Raw genomic sequence first — 22,865 nt, forward strand, 5'->3', positions numbered from 1 at the left:
TAATGTTCTCACCGCATATCCTCCCCGGACCACTGCGCCAGCTACCATGTGGCGTATGACGAACCCTCCCCCCGCTGCCGTGTTACCTCCCGCAGCGACCCCCAAGACCCCTGGTACCCCCTGGCAGGTAGTGGCATGGTCCATGTGGGACTGGGGCGCGGCGGCCTTTAACGCTGTCATGACCACCTTCATTTTCACCGCGCTCTATCTGACTGGCAACGACTTTGGCGGGGCAGATAAGGCCACAGCAACGCTTGCCTTTGCCTTGTCCATCTCCGGGCTTGCCATTGCCTTGCTGGCCCCGGTGGCAGGGCAACGCTCGGATCACAGCGGACAGCGCAAGCTCTGGCTGGGCATCAACACCCTCATTGTGGTGGTGCTGACGGGGGCGTGCTTCTTTGTTCAACCCCACGAGTCCTACCTGCTCATGGGCTGCATGCTCATCGCCGCCGGTCACGTGTTCTTTGAACTGGCCGGCGTGAACTACAACGCCATGTTGTTGCAGATCTCCACCAAGAAGACCATCGGCAAGATCAGCGGTTTTGGCTGGGCCGCCGGCTACCTGGGCGGCATCGTGGCCCTGCTGGTTGTCTACTACGGCCTGATCAAGCCGGAGGTGGGGCTGTTCGGTATCACCGCCGCGGACGGCATGACCTACCGCGCGGTGGCCGTGTTCTCGGCCCTGTGGATACTGGTTTTTTCCATCCCCGTGTTTCTGGCAATCCCCGAATCCAAGCCCGACCCGAAGATGCCGCGTGTGGGATTCTTCCAGTCGTACAAGGAGCTGTACAGGACTGTCAGGCTTTTGGGTAGGACCGCGCCGCATACCTTGTACTTTCTGATTTCCAGCGCCATCTTCCGGGACGGGTTGGCCGCCATCTTCACCTTCGGCGCAGTCCTGGCTGTGGGGTCCTTTGGTTTCGAGACCGGCGACGTACTGGTCTTTGCCATAGCCGGAAACGTGATTGCCGCCGTGGGCGCCCTGTCAGCCGGTTTCCTGGACGACAAATTTGGCCCCAAGGCGGTCATCGTCACGTCCCTGGTGGGCATGCTGATTTCCGGCACGGCCCTGCTGTTTCTTGACGGCAAGAACGCGTTCTGGGTCTTCGGCTTGATCCTGTGCTTGTTTGTGGGCCCGGCCCAGTCTTCGGCGCGAACCTTTATGGGGCGGCTGGCCCCCGAGGGGCAAGAAGGGGAAATGTTCGGACTCTATGCCACCACCGGGAGGGCTGTTTCCTTCTTGGCCCCGAATCTCTTCGGACTTGCCATTGTGATCTTCGGTGCCCAGCGTTGGGGCATCCTTGGCATCTTGGCGGTGCTGCTGCTGGGCCTGCTGCTGCTACTGCCCGTCAAGGCCCCGCCGCACGGCGCAGCTGCTTAGTACTGCCGCCGTCGGCTTTAAAGCCACGCGCGACGACTAGATCTTGGTGCGGTGGAAGTTCTGGAATGACCGCGACGCTGTGGGTCCGCGCTGACCCTGGTAGCGGTTTTGGTGCGGACCCGTGCCGTAGGGATTCTCGGCCGGGGAGGTCAGCTGGAAGAAGCACAACTGGCCGATCTTCATTCCGGGCCAGAGCTTGATGGGCAAGGTCGCCACGTTGGAGAGTTCCAAGGTGATGTGCCCGGAGAAACCTGGATCGATGAATCCGGCGGTGGAGTGCGTGAGCAGGCCCAGGCGGCCCAGCGAGGACTTCCCTTCGAGCCGTGCCGCGACGTCGTCGGGCAAGGTCACCGTTTCATAGGTGGAGCTCAACGCAAACTCGCCGGGGTGCAGGATGAACGGTTCGTTCGGATCCACTTCCACCATGCGGGTCAGATCCGGCTGTTCCTCGGCCGGGTCAATGTGGGCGTAGCGGTGATTGTCGAAGAGCCTAAAGAACCTGTCAATGCGCACATCGACACTTGATGGCTGCACCATGGAAGGCTCGTAGGGGTCCAAGACAATACGCTTGGCGGCAATTTCGGCACGTATGTCGCGGTCAGAGATCAGCACCCTCTAAAAATAGCGCATTTTTCGCCCTCACCCATCAGCCGGTGGACCGGCACGCACTTCCCCCGAGGGCCAGCGCGGGACTATTTTTGCCCTTGTACTTGTTATAACTTGGGGTATTCACACAACGGCACAGCTAAGGTAAGACCATGAATATTGAAGAGACACCTCTTCCAGGAATTGGTGTTCGCAGGGAGTTGCGGCTCTCTTCCGGGCGGCGGGTGGGCGTTGTGACCCACCGCGACGGCCAAACGGAGCTGATCCTCTCCCGGGTGGATGATCCCGACGCTTGCGCAGCGTCCATCCCGCTCAGCGCCGAGGAAGCGGCAGGGCTCGGTTCCCTGCTGGGATCCGCCCAGCTCATTGCTCAGCTCAGCGCCGAGCAGGAGAACCTTTCGGGTGTGACAACCCACCAGATTTTGATTCGCAAGGGCTCCGCCTATGCCGGGCGTCCGCTGGGAGACACAGCGATGCGCACCAAAACAGGTGCCTCCATTGTGGCGTTGTTGCGCGGCGGCGAGGTGCTTGGTTCCCCGCGACCGGATGAGATCCTGCGCGTGGATGACATGGTTGTCATTGTTGGCACCGATCAAGGACTGGCGGAGGCTGCACACATTTTGCAGTCCCGATTGTAGTTCTACATGAACCCGACGGCCCTCTCACTGATCCAGCTCGGCGTAGTCTTTTTCGGGCTCGGTTTTTTGGGTCGCCTTGCCGGGCGTATTGGCATGTCACCGGTACCGCTGTACCTGCTGGGCGGTTTGGCCTTTGGTGAGGGCGGTCTCATCACCTTTGATGGGATCGAAGAATTTGCGCACATTGGCAGCGAAATTGGCGTGATCCTGCTGCTACTGATGCTCGGACTGGAATATACGGCCAAGGAGCTTGTCACGGGGCTCAAACAGTCCTGGATGGCAGGGCTTTTGGACCTGGTGTTGAACATGCTGCCGGGTATTGCCGTGGCGTTGATGCTGGGCTGGGGGCCCGTGGGTGCACTCGTCATGGCGGGCATCACCTACAGCTCCTCCTCGGGCATCATTGCCAAAGTTTTGGCCGATCTGGGCCGCCTGGGCAACCGCGAGACACCTGTCATTCTCTCCATCTTGGTCATTGAAGATCTCGCCATGGCCGCATACCTGCCGATCTTGACAGCAGTTCTGGCCGGGGTGTCCTTTGCCGGCGGGTTGAGCGCCCTGGCGATTTCCTTGGCGGTCATCACGCTGGTGCTGGTGGGTGCCTTGCGCTACGGGCATCTGATGTCAAACGTTTTGGACAGCCCCGACAGGGAATCCTTCCTGCTCAAGCTCCTCGGGGCCGCGTTGCTGGTGGCTGGCCTGGCCTCAGCATTGCAAGTCTCCGCCGCGGTGGGTGCATTCCTGTTGGGGATTGCCATTTCAGGGGGCACGGCGGAGAACGCCACTCGCGTCCTTGAACCCCTGCGCGACCTCTTTGCGGCCATGTTCTTTGTGCTCTTTGGCCTCAACACCGACCCCCGCACCATCCCGCCGGTGCTGGGGGTTGCGCTGCTACTGGCCCTGGTGACCACCTTCACCAAGCTGGCAACAGGCTGGTGGGCTGCCGGGAAACAGGGAATTGGGGTGCCCGGCCGCGCCCGGACCGGCGCCGCCTTGATTGCGCGCGGCGAATTTTCCATCGTCATCGCCGGGCTGGCCGTCGCTTCGGGGGTGGTGCCGGTGGAGTTGGCGGCACTTGCCACCACCTATGTGCTCATCATGGCTGTCAGTGGCCCCGTCGCCGCCAGATATGTGGAAGCAGTTGTGGCACTGTTCCAAGGCAAAAAACCGGATCCGGTGTTCTGATCGAGCACCGCACCCTCACGACGGGAGACCCGGCCAGATAGTGTGCCCAGTCACACAGGTGGTGCGCCGTCGTATGATAAATACACCCGCGGGCCCGTTGCCCCACCGGCACTAATTCAAGGAGACCACCATGGCTTTTGGCAGACGCAACCGCCGCTCCCTTTTGGGGACAGCCGCACGCACAGCCGTTATTGCCGGAACCGCCACGGCTGCCAGCAATGCTGTCAACGCCAAGGCCGCCGGACAGCAGGCTGCGCAGCAGCAAGCAGCCGAGCAGGCCGCCATGGCGCAGCAGGCAGTGCAGCAGGGACCGCGGCAAGCGGCGCCCGTGCCCCCGGCAGCGGCCGATGATTTGTTAAGCAAACTCGAACGCCTGGCGGCCCTGCACGCGGCGGGCGCCCTCACGGACGCCGAATTTGCGGCAGTAAAAGCATCCATCATCAGCTAGCTGCCACTGCGCACACCGGCCCGGCGCGGCTGTTCTTCAAAAAAACCGGGCCGGCTGGTGCGTGTCAATGGTCCAAAGCACCCTTGCGCACGGGCTAGAATCAATAGCGGAACATGGCGGCCTGAGGCTGCGGATGTGCCAATGCGGGCGTAGCTCAATGGTAGAGCGCTAGCTTCCCAAGCTCGATACGCGGGTTCGATTCCCGTCGCCCGCTCAGAAGTGACCATGCTGTCCTCAACTCGTCGTTGGGGGCAGCATTTTTTCGTCTTTTTCGCGCTTTGAGCCCGCAGGCCAAATGTGGCGCAAGTCATTGCGTGTAGGGTCAGAGAAGAGGACCCAGAAGGGCTCCTGCGTAAAGGAGCACATCATGTCCGAAGATTCTCAGAGCAGTAATGCCCTCCCCTCAACGCTGCGACTGGGCGTTTTGGGAGCGTCACGAAAACCCAACGAACGCCGGACCCCCATCCATCCGGAGCATTTCTCCCGCATAGAGGAGAGCATCCGCGCGCGCATGGTCGTCGAAGTTGGGTACGGAATACCTTTTGGCGTGCCAGACGCCACCCTGGCCGCCTTGGTGGGGGCTGTTGCGCCCCGCGCGCAGGTCATCGCGGAGTCGGACGTTGTCCTGCTGCCCAAGCCCCAAGCCGAGGATCTGGCAGATTTGAAGGACGGCCAAATCCTGTGGGGCTGGCCGCACTGTGTTCAGGACAGGGCCATCACCCAGCTGGCCATTGACAAGAAGTTGACGTTGATTGCCTTCGAGGCCATGAATCATTGGGCGTCCGACGGCGGCTTTGGCCTGCATGTCTTCCACAAGAACAACGAACTGGCCGGGTACGCATCAGTGTTGCACTCGCTGACCTTGACGGGTTCCACCGGTGACTACGGACGCCGACTCAAGGCAGTTGTCATTGGTTTCGGTGCCACAGCACGCGGCGCCGTGACGGCCTTGAAGGCCCTGGGCATCCATGACGTGCAGGTCCTGACCAGCCGCAACGTGGCAGCCGTGGCCGCGCCCATCCATTCGGCGGAAATGGTGCAGTTTGATTTCGCCCCCGAAGCTCCGTACAAGGGTTTTGTCATGCTCGAGGACGGCGACGTAGCCCTGAGCGAGTTCCTGGCCGAGGCGGACGTAGTCGTCAATTGCACCCTGCAAGATCCCAACGCCCCGATGACCTACCTGGCCGAGGCCGATCTGGACGCGTTCCGGCCGGGCAGTTTGATTGTTGACGTTTCCTGCGACGAAGGCATGGGTTTTAGCTGGGCCCGCAGCACAACGTTCACGAACCCCATGTTTACCGTGGGCAAGAACATCAACTACTACGCCGTGGACCACAGCCCCAGCTACTTGTGGAACTCGGCCAGCTGGGAAATCAGTGAGGCCCTGATGCCCTTTATCGAGCCCGTTTTGGCCGGCCCGAGTGAATGGCAGAACCATGACACCATTGCCCGCGCCATTGAAATTGCCGACGGCGTCATCCTCAACCCGGCGATCCTCGAGTTCCAGCGGAGGCAGCCGAACTACCCTCACCTGCCACTGACCGGGGCGTAGTTCCGGCGTCAGTTCCCGGATTTCAGCCGGCGCGCGCCGCTCCCACGCCTTTACGGCCGTGCGGTGCGCGTCACCTGAGCTGGCGCACCAGCGGGCATTCAAAGGGGTCAGCAGCGCTGAGCCCCACCCGGTTCAAGTAGTGCACCACGATACTGTATGACTGGAACAAGCCGGTTTCGGTAAAGGGAATGTTGTTGCGCCGGCAGACGTCCGCCACCAAGGCGTTGGCGCGGCGCAATTCCGGCCTGGCCATGTCCGGGAACAGGTGATGCTCCACCTGGTGGTTCAGCCCGCCCATGAGCGTGTCCATGAGGAAGCCGCCGCGGATGTTGCGGCTGGTCACCACCTGCCGGGTCAAAAAGTCCACCCGGCTGCCCGCCGCCAAAACGGGCATGCCCTTGTGGTTCGGCGCAAAAGACGCACCCATGTAGAAGCCAAACACCCCCATCTGTACGCCCACAAAGGCCAAAGCCAGGCCCCACGGAAGCATCAGGAACACGACGGCCAGATAAAGCCCAAAACGGAGGACCAGCAGCCCGATCTCCACGTACCTGTACCGTACCCCGCGCCGACCAAACAAGGTCTTGGCCGAGTCCAGGACCAAGCTGAAACCCAGAAACAAGATCAGCGGGAACAGCAAATAGCCCTGATGGCGGGTGACAACGGCAGCGAACCCGCGCTTGGTGGCGGCACCTTCCTCGTAGAACGCCACCACTCCCGTCTCAATGTCCGGATCCTTACCCACCACGTTGGGGTTCTGGTGGTGTGCCGTGTGCTTCTTGACCCACATGGCGTAGCTCATGCCCACCAGCAGCGGCCCCAGGATCCGGGCCGACCAGTCATTGGCCCAGCCCGAGGCGAACACTTGATGATGGGCTGCCTCATGGGCCAGGAAAGCAAACTGCGTGAACAAGACGCCCAACAACGCAGCTATCACGAGTTGGAACCAGTTGTTCCCCAACAACACGAACCCGGTGCCGGCCGCGGCAAGTATCAGCAGTAGGACAGCGAATAGCAGCATATAAAACGTGCGACGGCGGCGCATGAGTCCTGCGGCACGGACAGTTTTCAGCAGCACCGCATAGGACTGGACGATGGGGTTGGTGCGTGCCGGATGCCGTGGCGGCGATCCGGGGAGAACTGTGGGGCCATTGGGGGTTTGCATGATGTCACCGGCTGGTCAGGGTCGACCGTCAAAGCCGGCAAAGGAAACCGAAAAGAACATTCGTACGTTAATTTTAGTCCCGTTTGCGCCAGAAAGCTCCGTCACCGTCGAAAGTTAGCCGACTTTGGGCACAATAAATAGCGGGCGCCGTGCACTGCGCAAGTCCAGCTTCAGGGTCAGCTGCCCGCGTTTGGCCAGGATCAGCCCAAACACCACGGCAGCCAGGGCCGGCATGCCACCAGCTACGAGCGTGGCCCCGTGCACCCCCCAATGCTCGGCCAGCCAGCCCATGAGCGGACCCCCCAGGGCTTGCCCACCAATGAGCACCATGATGTACAAGCTCATGACGCGCCCGCGAATCGACACATTCGTGGACATTTGAACCAACTGGTTGGCGCTGGTCAAAAACAGCAGCGAGGCAAACCCGGCCACCACCATGACGGCCCCCAAGGTTGCCATAGTGGGCGCAAACGAGGCCAGCATCAACACCACACCATAGGAACCGGCGGCTGCCATGACACCGCGCAGGCGCAGGGTGGCAAAGCGGGTCGAGGCAAGCGCACCACCGAGGGCGCCCAGCGCAACCAAGGTGTTGAGCAGGCCGTAGCCGCCGGCGCCGACGTCGAACACTGTATTGGCGTAGGCGGCCATCAGCACGGCCAGACTCAAACCAAACACTGCAAACACGGCCGCCATGGCGGCGGGCCAAAAAATGGTGGGCTTGCGCAGGAGGTACCGAACACCCTCCATGAGCTGGCCCTTGGCGCGTTTCACCGGCGGCATTTTCACCAGTTCGTCCTTGCGGATCAGGAGCAGCGAGATCACCGTGACGGTGCACGCCACAGCATTGACGGCAAAGGCCCACCCTCCGCCCACGGCCATGATGAGGACCCCGCTGACGGCCGGGCCAATCATGCCGCCCATCTGGAAAATGGACGAGTTCAAGCTGATGGCATTGCGAAGTTGGCGTGGACCCACCAGTTCGTTGACGAAGACTTGGCGTGCGGGCTGGTCGGCCACCACCACCAATCCCAGGGCAAGAGCTATGACGTAGACATGCCACACCTCAAGGCGTCCCGTCAGTGCCAGCACAGCCATGAGCGTGGCCAACAGCCCGGCTGCGCCCTGGCAGACGATCAGGATCAGGTGCTTGGAATACCTGTCCGCCAGGATCCCGCCAAGCGGCATGAGCAAAAGGGAGGGGATGAATTGCATAAAGACAGTAATTCCCACAGCTGTCACCGAACCCGAGAGCTCCAGCACCAGCCAATCTTGGGCCACGCGCTGCATCCACACGGCAATGACTGCCAGGAGGTTGGTGGAGGCGAAGATGCGGTAGTTGCGGATCTTTAGCGAGGAAAAAGTTTGACTCCACGGCGGGCGGGTCGTCACTAGGTTGAGGGGGGCGGTCAGGGCAGCATTCGGAGGTGCTGATGGGGGCGTCAACGCTTATGTCCTGAGACTAGAAGGGGGATTGGGCTTGTCCCTATTAATCCTAGGTCTCAACTTATTATGTCGAAAGTATATGATGGCTATAAATACTATTGAGCTTCGTAATAGCTTGCAGGAGCTGCCACGTGTCTGATGCCCCCACTTTTGACCCCATTCAGCTCAGGAGCTTCGTGGCCTTGGCTGAAACACACAATTTCACCCGGGCCGCCGAGCGCCTGGGCATCAGCCAGCCCACTGTGAGCCAACATGTGCGCAAGTTGGAGCTGGCGGCTGGGCGGGTGCTGGTCACCCGCGATACCCGCGAGGTGCGTCTGACGGACAACGGTGACGCCATGGCCGGCTTTGCCCGCACCATCTTGGCGGCCAATGATGTTGCCACGCGCTACTTCTCCGGCGCCGCCATGCGCGGAAGGCTGCGTTTTGGCATGGCCGACGACCTTGCCATCACGGGCCTGCCCCGCATATTGCGCGAGTTCCGCCAACTGTATCCGCACATCAATTTGGAGCTCACGGTGAGCCAGAGCGATCAGCTGCACCGCAGATTGAAGGCTGGCGCCCTGGATTTGGTGTTTGTGAAGTGGGTATCCGGCACCCAGGAGGGTGAGGTGGTCAAGCAGGACACGTTCGCCTGGGTGGGCCTGGAACAAACAGTGTTGGAGCCGGGCGCACCGGTGCCGGTCATTGTGTATCCGGCGCCGAGCCTGAGCCGAAAACTGGCCCTCGACGCCCTGGAAAAGGCAGGCCGCACCTGGCAGGTCAGCTGCACTACCAAACAGATCAGCGGCGTCCTCGCAGCGCTACGTGCCGGGATCGGCGTTGCTGTCATGCCGACGTCGTTGGTCCCGGAAGATCTCAAGATCATCACCAAACGCTTCGACCTGCCTCCCGTAGGGGATGTGGATTTCACCTTGATCCGCAATCCGGTGGCCAATAAGGATGTGGTGGAGGCCCTGACCAAAGCCATCATGGGCCGCAAGCTCACACCTGTGGGGCGCCGCTAACTGTACCCGGCCCACCGCAGGCACCTCACGGAGTTCCGGTTATTAAACTCACAGCGAATCTGGACCCAACAGCTGTAGACTTGTGCCGTTATGATGCGAACCATGTTTAAGTCCAAGATTCACCGCGCCACAGTCACCCATGCCGATCTGCACTACGTGGGCTCGGTGACAGTTGATGCGGATCTTCTCGACGCCGCTGACATTCTGCCCGGCGAGATGGTCTCCATTGTGGACATCACCAACGGCGCCCGGCTGGAAACTTACACCATTGCAGGTGTTCGCGGCTCCGGCGTCATTGGCATCAACGGCGCCGCAGCCCATCTGGTGGGCGTTGGCGACCTTGTCATTTTGATGACGTACGCCAACATGTCAACGGCCGAGGCACGGGACTTCCTGCCTTCCGTGGTGCACGTCGACGCGGACAATAAGATTGTGCACCTTGGCTCGGATCCGGCCGAGGCCGTCACCGACGGACTGCTGCGACCCGCCATGGCCCAAGCCTGAGATAGCGCTCTCTCCCCTGTGTGCGCTTATGCGGTGCACACGGTAAACAGTCTCCGCCCAGAGACGCCGTGCTAGCGGTCATCGAAGCCTCCTCGGTGGGCTCGTGTTTTGGTCGCAGCGCTGCGTGCCGTGATCACCGGTGAACGCCACCGGCAACATTTGCCGCAGATACTGCCCACCGAATGTGAGCCACGGTACGCTTTCGCTATGGCTACCAAGACCTCAACAAATTTGATCGCCGAGCTTCAAGCCGGCTACACGTTTACCGGTTCTTCCATTGCACTCGGTGCCGCCATGGTGGACGGTGAGATCCGCCCCGAGGCGCAGGTCAGTTTGCCGCTGGCCATGATGAACAGGCACGGGTTGGTGGCCGGCGCCACGGGAACCGGCAAAACAGTCACCTTGCACATGATCGCCGAGCAACTCTCCACAGCAGGTGTGCCGGTGTTCATGGCGGACATCAAGGGCGATCTCACGGGACTCGCCACCGCCGCCCAAGGCAGCGATAAGCTGACCGCCCGCACCCAGGCGCTGGGCCAGCAATGGGAAGCTAAGGCCTTCCCGGTGGAGTTTTTGGCGTTGGGCGGCAACGGCAACGGCGTTCCGGTGCGCGCCACCATCACCTCCTTCGGCCCCATCTTGTTGGCCCGCGTGCTGGACCTCAACGAAACGCAAGAATCCAGCCTGCAATTGGTGTTCCACTACGCAGACACCCGGGGCCTGGAACTCTATGACCTCAAGGACCTGCGCGCGGTCATCCAATTCCTGAGCTCCGCCGACGGCAAGGAGGACCTGGCCGAACTCGGCGGGCTGTCCAAGGCCACGGCCGGCGTCATTCTGCGTAACCTGATCACCCTGGACGCCCAGGGCATGGGCGAATTTTTTGGCATGCCCGAGTTCGACACGGCCGAGTTGCTCCGCACAACCCCCGACGGCCGCGGCGTCATCACCTGCCTGGAACTGCCCAGCATCCAGGACAAGCCGCTGCTGTTCTCCACCTTCTTGATGTGGCTGTTGGCTGATTTGTTCCGGGATTTGCCCGAAGTGGGCGATCTGGACAAACCCAAGCTGGTGTTCTTCTTCGATGAGGCCCACCTGCTGTTCAATGGCGCCAGCAAGGCGTTCCTGACCGCCATCACCCAGACGGTGCGCCTGATTCGTTCCAAGGGCGTGGGCATCTTCTTTGTCACCCAGACACCCAAGGACGTTCCGGCCGACGTGCTGGCCCAGCTGGCCAACCGCATCCAGCACGCCCTGCGCGCCTTCACCCCCGAGGACGCCAAAGCCCTCAAGGCCACCGTCTCCACGTTCCCCATCAACAGCTACGACCTTGAGGAAGTGCTGACCAACGCCGGCATTGGTGAGGCTGTTGTCACAGTCATGGACGAAAACGGTGCACCCACCCCGGTGGCGTTGACCCGCCTGCGCGCGCCCGGATCCCTCATGGGCCCCAGCGAGGAGGACACCATCAAGGCTGTCATTGCGGCCTCGGCGTTGCTTCCCACCTATGGAACAGCCCACGACCCTGTCTCCGCTTTTGAGAAGTTGCAGACCCCCGCAGCTCCCCCGCCCAGTACTGGCCCGGCCGTGGGGGCTCCGCCGCTGCCGCCCGTACCGCTTCCCGCCCTTACCGACGACGGCGGAATCGCCTCAGATGTGATGGGCGCCCTGGGTGGGGCATTCAGCGGCGGCTTCAAGAGCATGGTCCGCTCCATGGGCACCTCCCTGGGCCGCAACCTCATGCGCGACATCTTTGGCACGGCGCCCAGAAAACGCCGCCGCTGATCGGCACCGGTTCCACCCCGATTCCGGTCTACACACCCGTTGCCGGTACAGTTGACCGCGTGAAGGACGGGACAACGCTCATTAAGATTGCAGCAGCATGGCTGCTGCTACTCATGCTTGCCATCGCGGCGTCCATCGTGACCATCTCGATTGTCAACAACCGCGAGTTTGGTCCGGAGAAGACGGTTGCCAACTATTTGGCTGCCCTCAAGGATGGCGACGGTGCCAAGGCGCTGGGGCTGTTGCACGCTAAGGTTCCCAGCGCGGACGCTTCCGCACTGGATGGCGAGGCGCTGGCAAATTCTCAAGCCGCCCTGAAGAACGTCAGTATTGGCGAGGCAGTTTCTGCCCCTGACAACCACAAAACCGTAACGTTGAACTACACCCTAGGCAACGCCCCGTTCAAGACCGACTTCACACTCACCCAGGGCCCCAAACACTGGCTGTTTTTTGATAGCTGGACCATGGCCCCCACCACCTTGCCCACCATCGATGCCTCGGTGGTCAATGCCAACCAGGCAAGCATCAACGGCGCGGCGGCCAACATGCCCGAGGGCAAGAATTCCTTTGCCGTGTTTTATCCGGGCAGCTACGAACTGGAGTACAAGTCCGAGCTCTTCGCCGCTGCGCCAGTGACGCGTGCGGTGAGCGGCGCCGATCAGTCGATTCCCGCCGTCGGACTCTCCACAGGTCCCACCAGCGATCTGCTGGCCCAAGTGGACGGCACCATCCATAAATACTTGGACACCTGCGCAAAACAAGCCGTCCTCATGCCCACGGGCTGCCCCATGAACGCGGCAACCAATAACCGGGTCGTTTCGGCCGTGAAATGGTCCGTTCTGGAGTACCCGGCCATCACCATTTCCCCGTACGGCGGCCAATGGGTCATGGCCCCGCTGAGCGTGAAAGCCCAGGTGGCCTACACGGAGCAGGACTTGTTTAGCGGCCTGGTCGCCCCGGCGAAGAGCGCTGATGACTTTACCTTCACAGCCAAGCTCTCCATCACCGGGACAACAGTTGTGGTCACCCCGCAGCTGGGCGAGTAACGCTCCCAGCGTTTAGGGCTCCCAGCGTCTAGAGCCCGCGCAGATCCAACGCCAGCTCGGACGTGCCGTCGGCACTCATCAGCACGGGGATGCCCCAGTCCTGCTGGTACAGGTGGCAGGCGGCGTGGTCGGGAATCTCACCGTTCGCGTCCTCGGGACCGTCGCACGCTGCGGCGCGGGCAGTAAAGTGCAAAATTCCCTCGGGCACATTGGCTGACAGCACCAGCGTCCGCGCCAGACCCACGGTGGTTCCCTCGCCACTGATCAGAAGCTCCGGCGGCGTGGCGGAAACCTTCAACTGCGTGGGGTCGCCCCAGCGGTCATCGAGCTTTTGCCCGGTCGGTGCGGAGAAACGGATGGTCAGCGCCAGCTCGCCGGGCGCCACGGGCGTCTTGGGGCGGTGCGTCTGGACTGCCCCTTCGTCCACCTGGAGCGCGTTCTTGGGCAGCGGCAGGCGGATGAGCTGATGCTTGTTGGCCTCCACCACAATAAGCAGCGGCACCTCACCGCTCTCATCGAGCAGCACGTCACTGGGCTCGGCAAGGCCGCGGGCCAGCGTACTGACAGTCTTCGTGGCGGGGTCGTAGCGGCGCACGGCACCGTTGTACGTATCGGCGATGGCCACCGAACCGTCGGGCAGCACTGCAACACCCAGAGGGTGCTGCAGGCGGGCTTGGCCGGCGTCACCGTCGCGGAAGCCAAAGTCGAACAGGCCCTCACCAATGGCTGTTTCAACGGTGACCGCGCCATCATCGGCGAACGTCAGCACGCGCAGCGCCGACGTCTCGGAGTCGGCCACCCAGATGTTGCCCTGGGCATCCTCGGTGAGGCCCGAGGACTGGGCAAACCAGGCCTGCTCCCCGGGACCGTCCAACAAGCCCTCCAAACCGTTGCCGGCAATAATTCTGACGGCGCCCGTGGAGGGGTCAAAGTCGAAGATCTGGTGGGTGCCAGCCATGGCCACAACCACTGTTTTCAGCGTCGTTGAATACGCCACGTCCCAGGGCGAGGACAGGGCAACCTCAAGCGGCGCGGTGCCGAGATCTGCCGCGGAGGTGCTGGCGCCGTCGTGGTCCACGCGGGCCGGGCCAGCCTCCAGGAGCCGCTGCACGCCGTTACCGGCAACTGTGTGGACCTCGCCGGTGGCCAGCGTAATCCCGCGCAGGCGGTGGTTCACCGTGTCAGCCACGACGACGTCGTACCCGGCTGCCGTTGCCAGCTCGGCCGGGAGCAGGGCAAGGCCCTGAGGTTCGTTGAACTGTGCGTCGGCGGCAGTTCCGTCACGGAAACCCTTGGTGCCCGTGCCGATGGTGCGGATCACCGTGCTGAGATCGGCGGCCATTTCCACCAGGCGGTGGTGGCCGGTGTCCGAGACCAGGAAGGTGCCCCCGCTGAGGGGCAGCACCTTTCCGGGGAAGCGCAGATCGCGGGAAACTGCTTCGGGGGCAACGTAAGGACCGTCGCCGCGGTGCAGCGTGCCCTTGGCTTCATGCTCGGCAATCAGTTCCGGGATGAAGGATTCAAGACCGGCAGCATGGCCCTCACCGGAGAGGTGCGCCACAATGTAGCCCTCTGGGTCCACCACAACAAGTGTGGGCCAGGCCCGGGCCGAATAAGCCTGCCAGGTGCTCAGCTCCGGATCGTCCAACACCGGGTGGTGGATGTCGTAGCGTTCCACGGCCGCCGCCAGGGCCACGGGATCTGCTTCATGCTCAAACTTGGGTGAATGCACACCAACAGTGACCAGGACGTCCTTGTACTTCTCTTCCAAGGGGCGCAGCTCGTCAAGCACGTGCAGGCAGTTGATGCAGCAGAACGTCCAGAAATCAAGGACGACGATCTTGCCGCGCAACTTTTCCAAGTTTAGTTCGGCGCCGCCGGTGTTCAACCAGCCGCGGCCCTCCAGTTCGGATGCCCGTACCCGGACCGTGCTGGTTTTCGTTGCGGAATCCACTAGTGTGTTTCTCCTTGCGTACCGGCCGGGTTTTCCGACTCACTCGTTGTCACTGCGTTGGGGTTGGTGCCCTTGCGAACAGTCTGCGGCCGCTTAGTTCCGTGGCTGGAGGCAGCCATGGCGTCATCGCGGGCCGCCAATTGCGCAAACATGTCATTGTAAGCGCCCAGTTCGGCGTCCTTATTCCTGTCGGCTGCCCTGTCCTTGCGTTTTGTTTCCCGCGCGTCGGAGCGTGACCACATATACGCCACACCCATCGCTATGGCCAGGGTGGGGATTTCTCCCACCCCCCAGGCGATACCGCCGGCTGTTTGCTGGTCGGTGAGCGCATCATCACCCCAGGGCCGGCCCATGTTGCCAAAGTACTCCCCCGAGAGCAGCGAGGTGGCCATCATCAAGGACACACCGAAGAAGGCGTGGAAGGCCATGGTGGCCAGCAGCAGCAAGAGCCTAAACGGGTAGGGGGCCCGGGTGGGCAGCGGGTCCGCACCAATCATGCTTTGGACAAAGATGTAGCCGGTTAGTGTGAAGTGCACAATCATGAGCTCATGGCCCACGTGGTAGCGCATGGCCAGGTTGAACGCCGGCGAGTAATAGAACAGAACCAAACTGCCGGAGAAATTCGCCGCCGCAAACAGCGGGTGGGTGACAACCTTGGAGAACTTCGAATGCACCAGCACCAGAATCCATTCACGGATCCCGCGGGAGCCGTCCCGACGCGGTGTCAGGGCCTGCAACGCCAAGGAGATCGGTGATCCCAGGGCCAGGAACAGCGGGGCGATGACCATCAATGCCATGTGCTCCACCATGTGCGCACTGAACAGCACAGCCCCGTACACGGCAGGGCCCCCGGAGGTGATGTACACAAGCGCCAACAAACCCACAAACCAGGAGACACTGCGCAGCACAGACCATTTGTCGCCGCGACGGCGCAATTTCACCAGGCCCGCCAGATAGGCGGCACCAGCCAAAACAGCGAACGCCACCCACAGCCAGTCCATCCGCCATTCGGTGAACCAGCGGACAAACTCCAGCTCCGGCGGCAGCGGGTAGCCGGTGAGAATCTGGGCGGGGGTGAGCGTTTCCTGTGACAATTCACGCGACTGCGGCGGGGCCGAACGGCTCAAACCAACGGCGATTCCGCTGACGACGCCCATGATCAAGAGTTCCCCGAAGATCAACTGCCACAACAAGCGCCGGGTGCTGGCCGCCGTCGTACTCTTCTCACCACCACGCAGACGCGGGATGATCCAGGCGCGGTGCATATAGCCGATCACGCCCAAAACAATGGTGGCGGCGGATTTGGCGAGCAGCAGTTGGCCGTAGGAGGAGTAGAAAAGGTCGTGCCAGTTGGTAATGCGGATGGAGGCGTTAATAACGCCCGAGCCGGCCACAGCCACGAAGGCGAAAATGGCCAGGGCCGAGAAGCGTTGCAGTGTTTGGGCGGTGATTTTGCCCAGGACCCCCGAAATCACCACCAGCACAATGATCCCGCCAACCCACAGTGAGGCGCCGGTGATGTGCAGGAACAACGAATTCACGGCACCCTTGTGATCGGCGCTGGAGGCCGAGTGGCCAATCAGGGCCTGTGGCACGAACGCGACCAGCGCAAGGACCAGCGGCACGGCCAGGGCGCTGATACTGCGCACACCAATGACAAGCGTGGTGACCACCGCGGCAAGTATGGTGATCGTGAGCCAGGCCTGGCCCACGGGGAGTTCGGTCATGAAGAACACCAGCATTTTGCTGTATTCCTCCGTGCCAGCCAACGCCAGGCCGGAAATGCTGGAGTACGTCAGGACCAGAACGGCTATCGCGGACACTGTCCACACCCCGCCGGCCGCCATGGCCAGCGTCATGGCCCGGGTGAATGCCGGGTGCTCGGGGGCCTGCGCGCGCTTGGCTGCGTCAGCTTTTTGCTGGCCGGAGTGCGGGCGGTGTGACTTGTGGTCCTTGGGCAGGATCACCACGGCGAACAGCAGGGCGCCAATGACCGTGGAGAGCGCCAAGTTGTGAATGGTGGTGACAAGGGGCAGGCCCCACCGGGTAAACGCGCCGGGGTCGGCCAGTTGTTGCACGGCTGCGGCCCCTGTCCACAGCAATGACCCCACCACGCCGGCCATGGCAGCGACCAGCGCCAACCACCACCAGCGGCTGCGTACTCCGTTGGCAAAAGTACCCTCCGGCGGCGGGGGCAGGGGGCGGGCGGCGGTGACTGGGGAAGAATCTACGGGTGGCACGCTTCCATTGTCCAGCACCTAGGGAACATCCGGCGAATCAGGGAGCTTTCAGGAAAGGACCGGCCCGGGTTCCGGGGGCTCTTATGGACCGCCGAGGTCGTTGTGGACATTCGCCGCCGGTGCACCATGGGCGAATGTCCACAACGGCCCCCAGAGCCTTAAATGCGTGAAGGCGGCCAACAAATGCTGGCCGCCTTCACGTGGTGCGTCGAAGAAACTACTTCTTGACAGCTGCCTTCAGCTTGGAACCAGCGGAAAGCTTCACGCTGTGGCCTGCTGCGATCTGGATGGTCTCGCCGGTCTGCGGGTTGCGGCCTGTGCGAGCTGCACGGTCGGTGCGCTCGATGGAGAGCCAGCCCGGGATGGTGATCTTGTCGCCGGCAGCAACTGAGCTCTCGAATACTGAGAAGAGTGCATCCAGAACGCCGTTTACTGCTGTCTGGCTGGTCTCAGCCTTTGCGGCAACTTCAGCAACCAGTTCGCTACGATTCTTAGCCATGTTTGTCCTCCTGGACGATCAAGTAAATCTAATTCCACGCGGTTGCGTGTCAACCACTGCTAGCGAACATACCAGTTATTCCGCAGGATTCCGGTAAATTTCGGCACTTTCCAGTGATTTGCCCGTCAAATTTGCCGGATTCTAGGGTTTTTTCGCTCTCAGCCAACAACTTTCACCCCGCGCAGGGCGTAACGCCGTCGCGAGGGAAGCACCATCGCAACGGCGGGGTTCGGGCACAAATGGGCAGCAAAAAGGGCGGCGACCGTAATGGTCACCGCCCTCATTGCAACTGGATGTTACCAGCTGGACTTCTTGATACCGGGCAGTTCGCCAGCGTGCGCCATCTTGCGGAAGCGTACACGGGAGATGCCGAACTTCTGGAGCGTTCCACGCGGACGGCCGTCAATGGCGTCGCGGTTACGAACACGTACCGGCGATGCATTGCGGGGGAGCTTCTGCAGGCCCAGACGGGCCGCTTCGCGCTCTTCGTCGGTGGAGGCCGGGTTAACGAGGGCCTTCTTCAGGGCGAGACGCTTTTCGGCGTAACGCTCGACGATGACCTTGCGCTGCTCGTTCTTCGCGATCATGGACTTCTTAGCCATAGTCTTAGCGCTCCTCTCGGAATTCGACGTGCTGACGGATCTTGGGATCGTACTTCTTCAGAACCAAACGGTCCGGAGTGTTACGACGGTTTTTGCGGGTTACGTACGTGAAACCGGTACCCGCGGTGCTCTTCAGCTTGATGATCGGACGTACGTCCTTGTCTTTTGCCACTAGAGCTTCACCCCACGAGCGAGAATGTCGGCGACGACGGAGTCAATACCGCGAACGTCGATGGTCTTGATGCCCTTGACGGAAAGCTGCAACGTAACGTTGCGGCGCAAGGACGGTACCCAGTAGCGCTTCTTCTGGATATTCGGATCGAACCGACGCTTGTTGCGGCGGTGCGAGTGCGAAATGCTATGTCCGAAGCCCGGCTCGGCTCCAGTCACCTGGCAATGAGCTGCCATGATCACTCCTAAAAAATGAATGGAAACGGTTCACTGGTGCAAACCGTGCGAGTAGGCAGCGTCCGCCCTTGGACAGCATGATTCCTTTTTCGTCATTTACATGATGATAAGAAGGTGACCGTCCGGCGAATACCCGAATGCACGCAACTTGAGCCCCTAACTACCGGCCAACGGGAGGGTAATCACCGCAAACCGGAGCAATTGCACACGCTCCGCGCTACCTAGCGCCTACCCAGTCTAGTTCCTTAGAGGCGATTAAGGCTAATTGGCATACCATACCCGCCCCGGAACAAGGAAGCCGACGCGGAAATGACTTCCGCCCAGGCCTTCCACCGGGCGCCCCTAGCCTTGAACGAGCGGCGAGTGGAGGGCCGGCCAGCGGGCGCCGAGGTTGTCACCCGAGGACACCCCGCGCAGGCGGCGGCTCACCCAGGGGCCCATGTATTCCTTGGTCCAGGTGGCATTGTCCTTGAGCGTTTCGGCCGTCGTTTTGACCTGGATGGGCGGCAGATCGGGCATGGGGATGCTGACGGTTTCACCCAATTGGGCCAGCACCCGGTTGGCCATGTTGATATGTCCGGGCGTGGACATGTGCATCCTGTCGATCCCCCACAGGCGCCAATCGTTGTATTCGCGGAAACGCCAGTAGTCAACCAATTCTGCGCCGTGATTGTCGGCGACCTCGCGCACCAACTCGTTGTAGATGGCTGTGCGGCCGCGAATGCTGGCAAATACTCGCGAGGAGCTTGCGTCGTAGCCGGTAAAGATCAGCACCCTGGCCCCCGTGGCCGACAGTTTCGCGATGCCCTCGGCGTAGGTGGCGATCATCGCATCAATGTCCACTTTGGGGCGCAAAATGTCGTTGACCCCTGAATAGATGGTGACGAGCGTGGGTTTCATGGCCACTGCCGCATCAATCTGCTCGGCAAGAATCTGGCGCATCTTCTTGCCCCGGATGGCAAGGTTGGCGTAACCGTACTGCTCCTCCGGGTGGGCCAGGGCCAGCTGAGCCGCCACCCTGTCGGCCCAACCGCGCACGTGATTGGGCAGCGTGGTGTCCGTGTCCCCCAACCCTTCAGTAAATGAATCGCCCAATGCCACATACCGTGCCGAAAACTCCACGTTTACTCCTTGCCGCCGCGCCCTGCGCCGGCGTGCTGCGAAGCTTGTGTGCAACGGACAAGGCGGAGGGCTAATTACGCCAAGTCTATGTCCGGCTGGCTCCGGGAATAGCTCCTGCGAAAGCTGCGGGGCCGTTGTGGACTTTCGATGCTGGTCGGCCATGGGCGAAAGTCCACAACGGCCCCCGGCGTCTGCGCCGGAGCCTAGGAGACGGTTTCGAACACCTGGTCGCCGGCCGCGATGAGCGCAGCATAGGCGCCGCCCGCGTCGCGGAGGGTCGACGGCGCACCCACCTCCACCAGTGCGCCCCCCGATAGCACCGCCAGTTGTTCGGCGTCCTCCACCGTGGACAGCCTGTGCGCAATGGTCAGCGTGGTCCGGCCCACGGCCAGGTGATCCAGCGCCACCTGAACGGCAGCCTCGGTGGTGTTGTCCAGGGCGGAGGTGGCTTCATCGAGAATCAAGACCCGGGGGTTGCGCAAAATGGTCCGCGCAATAGCCAGCCGCTGTTGCTCGCCGCCGGAGAAACGGTGCCCCCTGGCCCCCACCATCGTGTCCATGCCCTCGGGGAGCCCCGCCACCAGGTCCGCGATCTGGGCGGAGGCAAGGGCCCGCCACAAGGTGGCGTCATCGGCGCCGGGTGCTGCAAGGCGCAAGTTCTCCCCGATGGAGGCGTGGACCAGGTACGTTTCCTGGGACACGACGCCGACGATGCGGGCCAGTGTGTCCGGGGCTATCTGGCGCACATCAACCCCGTCGATGGTGACGCGGCCACCGGTGACGTCTTGCAGCCGCGGCACCAGCGCGCCAAGCGTTGACTTCCCCGAACCTGTTGGGCCAACCACAGCCGTTGTGGTGCCGGCGGGCAGCGTCAGCTCGATTCCGCGCAAAACTTCGGGCCCGCCGTCGTAGGCAAAATGCACGTTCTCAAAACGGACCTCGCCACGGACCAGGGCAGGATCCAGTGCCACGGGGGAAGCGGGGGCGGCAATGTCCGGCACCAAATCAAGGTATTCAAAGATGCGGCTGAACAACGCCATGGCACTCACCCATTGCACGCCAAGGTTCAGCAGGCCCATGATGGGGCGGAAGATGGTGGCTTGCAACGCGGTGAACGCCACGATGGTGCCGATGCTCATGGTGTTTCCGGGCAGGCCGCCGGCAAAGTAGATCAGCGCGGGAATGGCTGAGAAGATGATGCCCATGGTGGCCATCCGCCAGCGCCCGGCCAGCTGCGAGCGCAGTTCCAGGCCAATGAGCCGGTGGGAACTGTCCGTGTAGCGGGCGGCGTCGCGGTCCGTGGTGCCAAGTGTTTTCGCGAGCCGCATCCCCGAGACGCTGAGGCCTTCCTCCACATAGGTGTTCATGGTGGCGAGTTCGGCCTGCATGGTGGAGGTGATGTCGCGCCGGAGCAGTGCCACCCGGCGGGAGAACCAGATGGCGGGCGGGATGACAACCAGCGACAACAGTGAGAGCTGCGGGGATAGGACAATCATGGCGGCAGCCGTGGCCACGGCGGTTGTCACATTTGAGGCGACACCGGTTGCTGTGGAGGTGATGACCGACTGCATGCCCGAGATGTCGTTGTTGAGCCGCGATTGCACCTCGCCGCTGCGGGTTCGGGTGAAGAACGCCAGGGACTGTTTTTGCAGGTGCGCAAACAGCCGGGTGCGCAGGGTGTGCATAATTTTTTGCCCCATGTCCGTGGTCATCCAGGTTTGGACGACGCCGATGAGGGCCGTGGCCGCGGCAATGGCAATCATGGCCCCGGCGAGCCACGCCAGTAGCGGCACGTCCCGCCGGGGCAGTGCCGTGTCAATGATGCTGCGGATCAGAAACGGCTGCGCCAGGCTGATGATGCTGGCGGCGCTAATGAGAAGTACGACGACGAGAATTCTCGCCTTGTGCGGGGCGAACAGGGCCGCTACGCGCCGCAAACGCACGGGATGACGTTTGATTTGTTGTTTGTCGGCCGGGTTGATGCGGGCCGGGCCACGGGCGTTGAAGTCTGCGGGGCCGGGATTCTCACGGCCTGGATTTTGCTTGAGGACTCTCTCCGTCATGAGCGCCACCTCCAATGGTGTGCGGGGTGCGGGACTCGCACCAACTAATACCGAGGTTACCTCACTATGTGGTTGATCGTCAAGTTTAGTATGATGGTAGGCATGGCTTCCCTTGACGATGCGCCCGACCTCGGCGAACTCTTTCACGGCGCGTTTCGCGGACTTCGGCGCACCTGGGCCGAGCAATTGGCCCCCTGGGAGTTGACCCCGCATCAGTGGCGGGCGCTGATGACACTGCTGCGCCGGCAACACGGCGCGCAGCCGTGCGATCCCGGCCCGGCCGCCGGACGCCAGGCCGCCGGACGCCAGGAAGGTCAGGAAGCCATCCGGCTCAAAGATTTAGCCGAGCGCCTGCGCATTGCCCCACGCTCCGCCACGGAGGTGGTGGATCAGCTTGAGGCCAAGGGGCTGGTGCGCCGCGACCCCGACCCCACTGACAGGCGGGCCACCCTGCTGGTGGCAACGGAGGCTGGTGTGCAGCTCTTTGCCAATGTCAGCGCCGAGCGCCGCGACAAGTCCAATGAGTTCTTTTCCCGGCTCAACGCCGCGGACCGCGCGGAGCTGGCCCGGCTATTGGGCCAACTCCGCGACTAAAACGCTATCGCAGCAATGGTCATTTTTTGGGCGACGCTATCGCACTGCCCCATTTGAAGTGCGATAGCATTCGCAAAAAAGCAACCATTGCTGCGAGAGCGTGGGGATCAGGGCCTAACGCGGCCGCCGCCGCATGCTCCTAACGTCCGTGGACAATTCTGCGGAGACTACAGTTAGCCCTGCGCGGCGCCGTCGATGTTGACGAGCCACGGCACGCCGAACTTGTCGGTCAACATCCCAAAGACGTCACCCCAGGGGGCCTTGGTGAGCGGTTCGGTCACTGCTGCACCGTCGGAGAGCTTGTCCCACCAGCCGCGCAGCACCGCTTCCTCGTCACCGGAGAGGGACACGCTGGAATTTGCACTGAACTCCATGGCCGGGGGCACGTCAGCACCCATGAGCACCACGTCATTGTCCCCGGTCAACATGGCGTGCATAATCTTGTCCACCTCTGCGGGATCCTCGGAGGCCTGGTAGTCGCCAAAAGTGCTGAGCTCCAGCTGCCCGCCAAACACTCCCTGGTAAAATTCCATGGCATCCTTGGCGTTGCCACTGAAGTTCAAATAAGGGTTAAGTCGCGTGGTCATAGTATGTCTCCTTAACGAGGAAGGCCCGTGTGG

General features: G+C 62.1%; 22 protein-coding genes and 1 tRNA gene. 11 read left to right on the forward strand and 12 right to left on the reverse strand.

Going from position 1 to position 22,865, the window contains the following annotated elements; genetic code table 11:
* The first annotated feature begins 55 nt into the window (after positions 1–55).
* The gene (locus ACX80E_RS04480) at positions 56–1,381 is read left to right on the forward strand and encodes an MFS transporter (RefSeq protein ID WP_459300712.1); all 1,326 of its coding nucleotides are present in this window, start codon (positions 56–58) and stop codon (positions 1,379–1,381) included.
* Between the two features lie 36 nt (positions 1,382–1,417).
* Here the strand turns inward: ACX80E_RS04480 and dcd are convergent, their stop codons facing one another.
* Positions 1,418–1,993 (reverse strand): dCTP deaminase, encoded by a 576-nt coding sequence (gene dcd / locus ACX80E_RS04485; RefSeq protein ID WP_459300713.1) that lies wholly within the window; start codon positions 1,991–1,993, stop codon positions 1,418–1,420.
* 146 nt (positions 1,994–2,139) lie between these two features.
* On the opposite strand from dcd, the gene ACX80E_RS04490 reads away from it, so the two are divergent.
* From ACX80E_RS04490 to ACX80E_RS04510, 5 genes are all read left to right on the forward strand, one after another.
* On the forward strand, positions 2,140–2,625 hold the full coding sequence (locus ACX80E_RS04490; protein WP_459300714.1) for a cation:proton antiporter regulatory subunit: 486 nt from the start codon (positions 2,140–2,142) through the stop codon (positions 2,623–2,625).
* Positions 2,626–2,631: 6 nt separating this feature from the next.
* Positions 2,632–3,810, forward strand: a complete 1,179-nt coding sequence (locus tag ACX80E_RS04495; protein ID WP_459300715.1) for a cation:proton antiporter — start codon at positions 2,632–2,634, stop codon at positions 3,808–3,810.
* A 130-nt stretch (positions 3,811–3,940) separates the two neighbouring features.
* Positions 3,941–4,258 carry an SHOCT domain-containing protein gene (locus ACX80E_RS04500; RefSeq protein WP_459300716.1) on the forward strand — a complete coding sequence of 106 codons (318 nt, stop codon included), beginning with the start codon at positions 3,941–3,943 and terminating at the stop codon, positions 4,256–4,258.
* A 143-nt stretch (positions 4,259–4,401) separates the two neighbouring features.
* Positions 4,402–4,472: transfer RNA gene (locus ACX80E_RS04505), tRNA-Gly, on the forward strand.
* A 153-nt stretch (positions 4,473–4,625) separates the two neighbouring features.
* A complete protein-coding gene (locus tag ACX80E_RS04510; protein ID WP_459300717.1) occupies positions 4,626–5,810 on the forward strand; it encodes a N(5)-(carboxyethyl)ornithine synthase in 1,185 nt (394 codons plus the stop codon).
* 70 nt (positions 5,811–5,880) lie between these two features.
* Here ACX80E_RS04510 and ACX80E_RS04515 read toward each other — a convergent pair whose 3' ends face one another.
* Entirely contained in the window at positions 5,881–6,975 is a 1,095-nt protein-coding gene (locus ACX80E_RS04515) for a fatty acid desaturase family protein (protein WP_459300718.1), read from the reverse strand.
* A gap of 114 nt (positions 6,976–7,089) precedes the next feature.
* On the reverse strand, positions 7,090–8,421 hold the full coding sequence (locus ACX80E_RS04520) for an MFS transporter (RefSeq protein ID WP_459300719.1): 1,332 nt from the start codon (positions 8,419–8,421) through the stop codon (positions 7,090–7,092).
* A 131-nt stretch (positions 8,422–8,552) separates the two neighbouring features.
* Here ACX80E_RS04520 and ACX80E_RS04525 point away from each other — a divergent pair, with 131 nt between their 5' ends.
* From ACX80E_RS04525 to ACX80E_RS04540, 4 genes are all read left to right on the forward strand, one after another.
* Entirely contained in the window at positions 8,553–9,428 is an 876-nt protein-coding gene (locus ACX80E_RS04525; RefSeq protein ID WP_459300720.1) for a LysR substrate-binding domain-containing protein, read from the forward strand.
* Between the two features lie 90 nt (positions 9,429–9,518).
* Complete coding sequence (gene panD / locus ACX80E_RS04530; protein ID WP_459300721.1) at positions 9,519–9,932, forward strand: aspartate 1-decarboxylase; 414 nt, start codon at positions 9,519–9,521, stop codon at positions 9,930–9,932.
* 207 nt (positions 9,933–10,139) lie between these two features.
* Positions 10,140–11,717, forward strand: coding sequence for a helicase HerA-like domain-containing protein (locus ACX80E_RS04535; RefSeq protein WP_459300722.1), 1,578 nt, complete (start codon positions 10,140–10,142; stop codon positions 11,715–11,717).
* A 59-nt stretch (positions 11,718–11,776) separates the two neighbouring features.
* Positions 11,777–12,763 carry a hypothetical protein gene (locus tag ACX80E_RS04540; RefSeq protein WP_459300723.1) on the forward strand — a complete coding sequence of 329 codons (987 nt, stop codon included), beginning with the start codon at positions 11,777–11,779 and terminating at the stop codon, positions 12,761–12,763.
* A 28-nt stretch (positions 12,764–12,791) separates the two neighbouring features.
* On the opposite strand, the gene ACX80E_RS04545 is transcribed toward ACX80E_RS04540, so the two are convergent.
* The 8 genes from ACX80E_RS04545 to ACX80E_RS04580 all read right to left on the reverse strand — a co-directional run bounded on the left by ACX80E_RS04545 (position 12,792) and on the right by ACX80E_RS04580 (position 21,651).
* Positions 12,792–14,717 (reverse strand): NHL domain-containing thioredoxin family protein, encoded by a 1,926-nt coding sequence (locus tag ACX80E_RS04545; RefSeq protein ID WP_459300724.1) that lies wholly within the window; start codon positions 14,715–14,717, stop codon positions 12,792–12,794.
* Positions 14,717–16,957, reverse strand: a complete 2,241-nt coding sequence (locus ACX80E_RS04550) for a cytochrome c oxidase assembly protein (RefSeq protein ID WP_459300725.1) — start codon at positions 16,955–16,957, stop codon at positions 14,717–14,719. Before ACX80E_RS04550 ends, ACX80E_RS04545 begins: the two co-directional genes overlap by 1 nt.
* A 217-nt stretch (positions 16,958–17,174) precedes the next feature.
* Complete coding sequence (locus ACX80E_RS04555) at positions 17,175–17,456, reverse strand: HU family DNA-binding protein (protein ID WP_044574612.1); 282 nt, start codon at positions 17,454–17,456, stop codon at positions 17,175–17,177.
* Positions 17,457–17,752: 296 nt separating this feature from the next.
* Positions 17,753–18,058, reverse strand: coding sequence for a 30S ribosomal protein S14 (gene rpsN / locus ACX80E_RS04560; protein ID WP_038465689.1), 306 nt, complete (start codon positions 18,056–18,058; stop codon positions 17,753–17,755).
* A gap of 4 nt (positions 18,059–18,062) precedes the next feature.
* Positions 18,063–18,230, reverse strand: coding sequence for a 50S ribosomal protein L33 (rpmG, locus tag ACX80E_RS04565; protein WP_044574616.1), 168 nt, complete (start codon positions 18,228–18,230; stop codon positions 18,063–18,065).
* Complete coding sequence (gene rpmB, locus ACX80E_RS04570) at positions 18,230–18,466, reverse strand: 50S ribosomal protein L28 (protein WP_044574618.1); 237 nt, start codon at positions 18,464–18,466, stop codon at positions 18,230–18,232. Before rpmB ends, rpmG begins: the two co-directional genes overlap by 1 nt.
* 342 nt (positions 18,467–18,808) lie before the next feature.
* Entirely contained in the window at positions 18,809–19,588 is a 780-nt protein-coding gene (locus ACX80E_RS04575) for an SGNH/GDSL hydrolase family protein (RefSeq protein WP_459300726.1), read from the reverse strand.
* Between the two features lie 203 nt (positions 19,589–19,791).
* Positions 19,792–21,651, reverse strand: coding sequence for an ABC transporter ATP-binding protein (locus ACX80E_RS04580; RefSeq protein ID WP_459300727.1), 1,860 nt, complete (start codon positions 21,649–21,651; stop codon positions 19,792–19,794).
* Between the two features lie 102 nt (positions 21,652–21,753).
* Between ACX80E_RS04580 and ACX80E_RS04585 the strand changes: the two genes are divergently transcribed.
* Positions 21,754–22,245, forward strand: a complete 492-nt coding sequence (locus tag ACX80E_RS04585; RefSeq protein ID WP_459300728.1) for a MarR family winged helix-turn-helix transcriptional regulator — start codon at positions 21,754–21,756, stop codon at positions 22,243–22,245.
* 173 nt (positions 22,246–22,418) lie between these two features.
* Here ACX80E_RS04585 and ACX80E_RS04590 read toward each other — a convergent pair whose 3' ends face one another.
* Entirely contained in the window at positions 22,419–22,832 is a 414-nt protein-coding gene (locus tag ACX80E_RS04590; RefSeq protein ID WP_459300729.1) for a VOC family protein, read from the reverse strand.
* Positions 22,833–22,865 lie beyond the last annotated feature (33 nt).

This window comes from Arthrobacter sp. TMN-49, assembly GCF_054511095.1.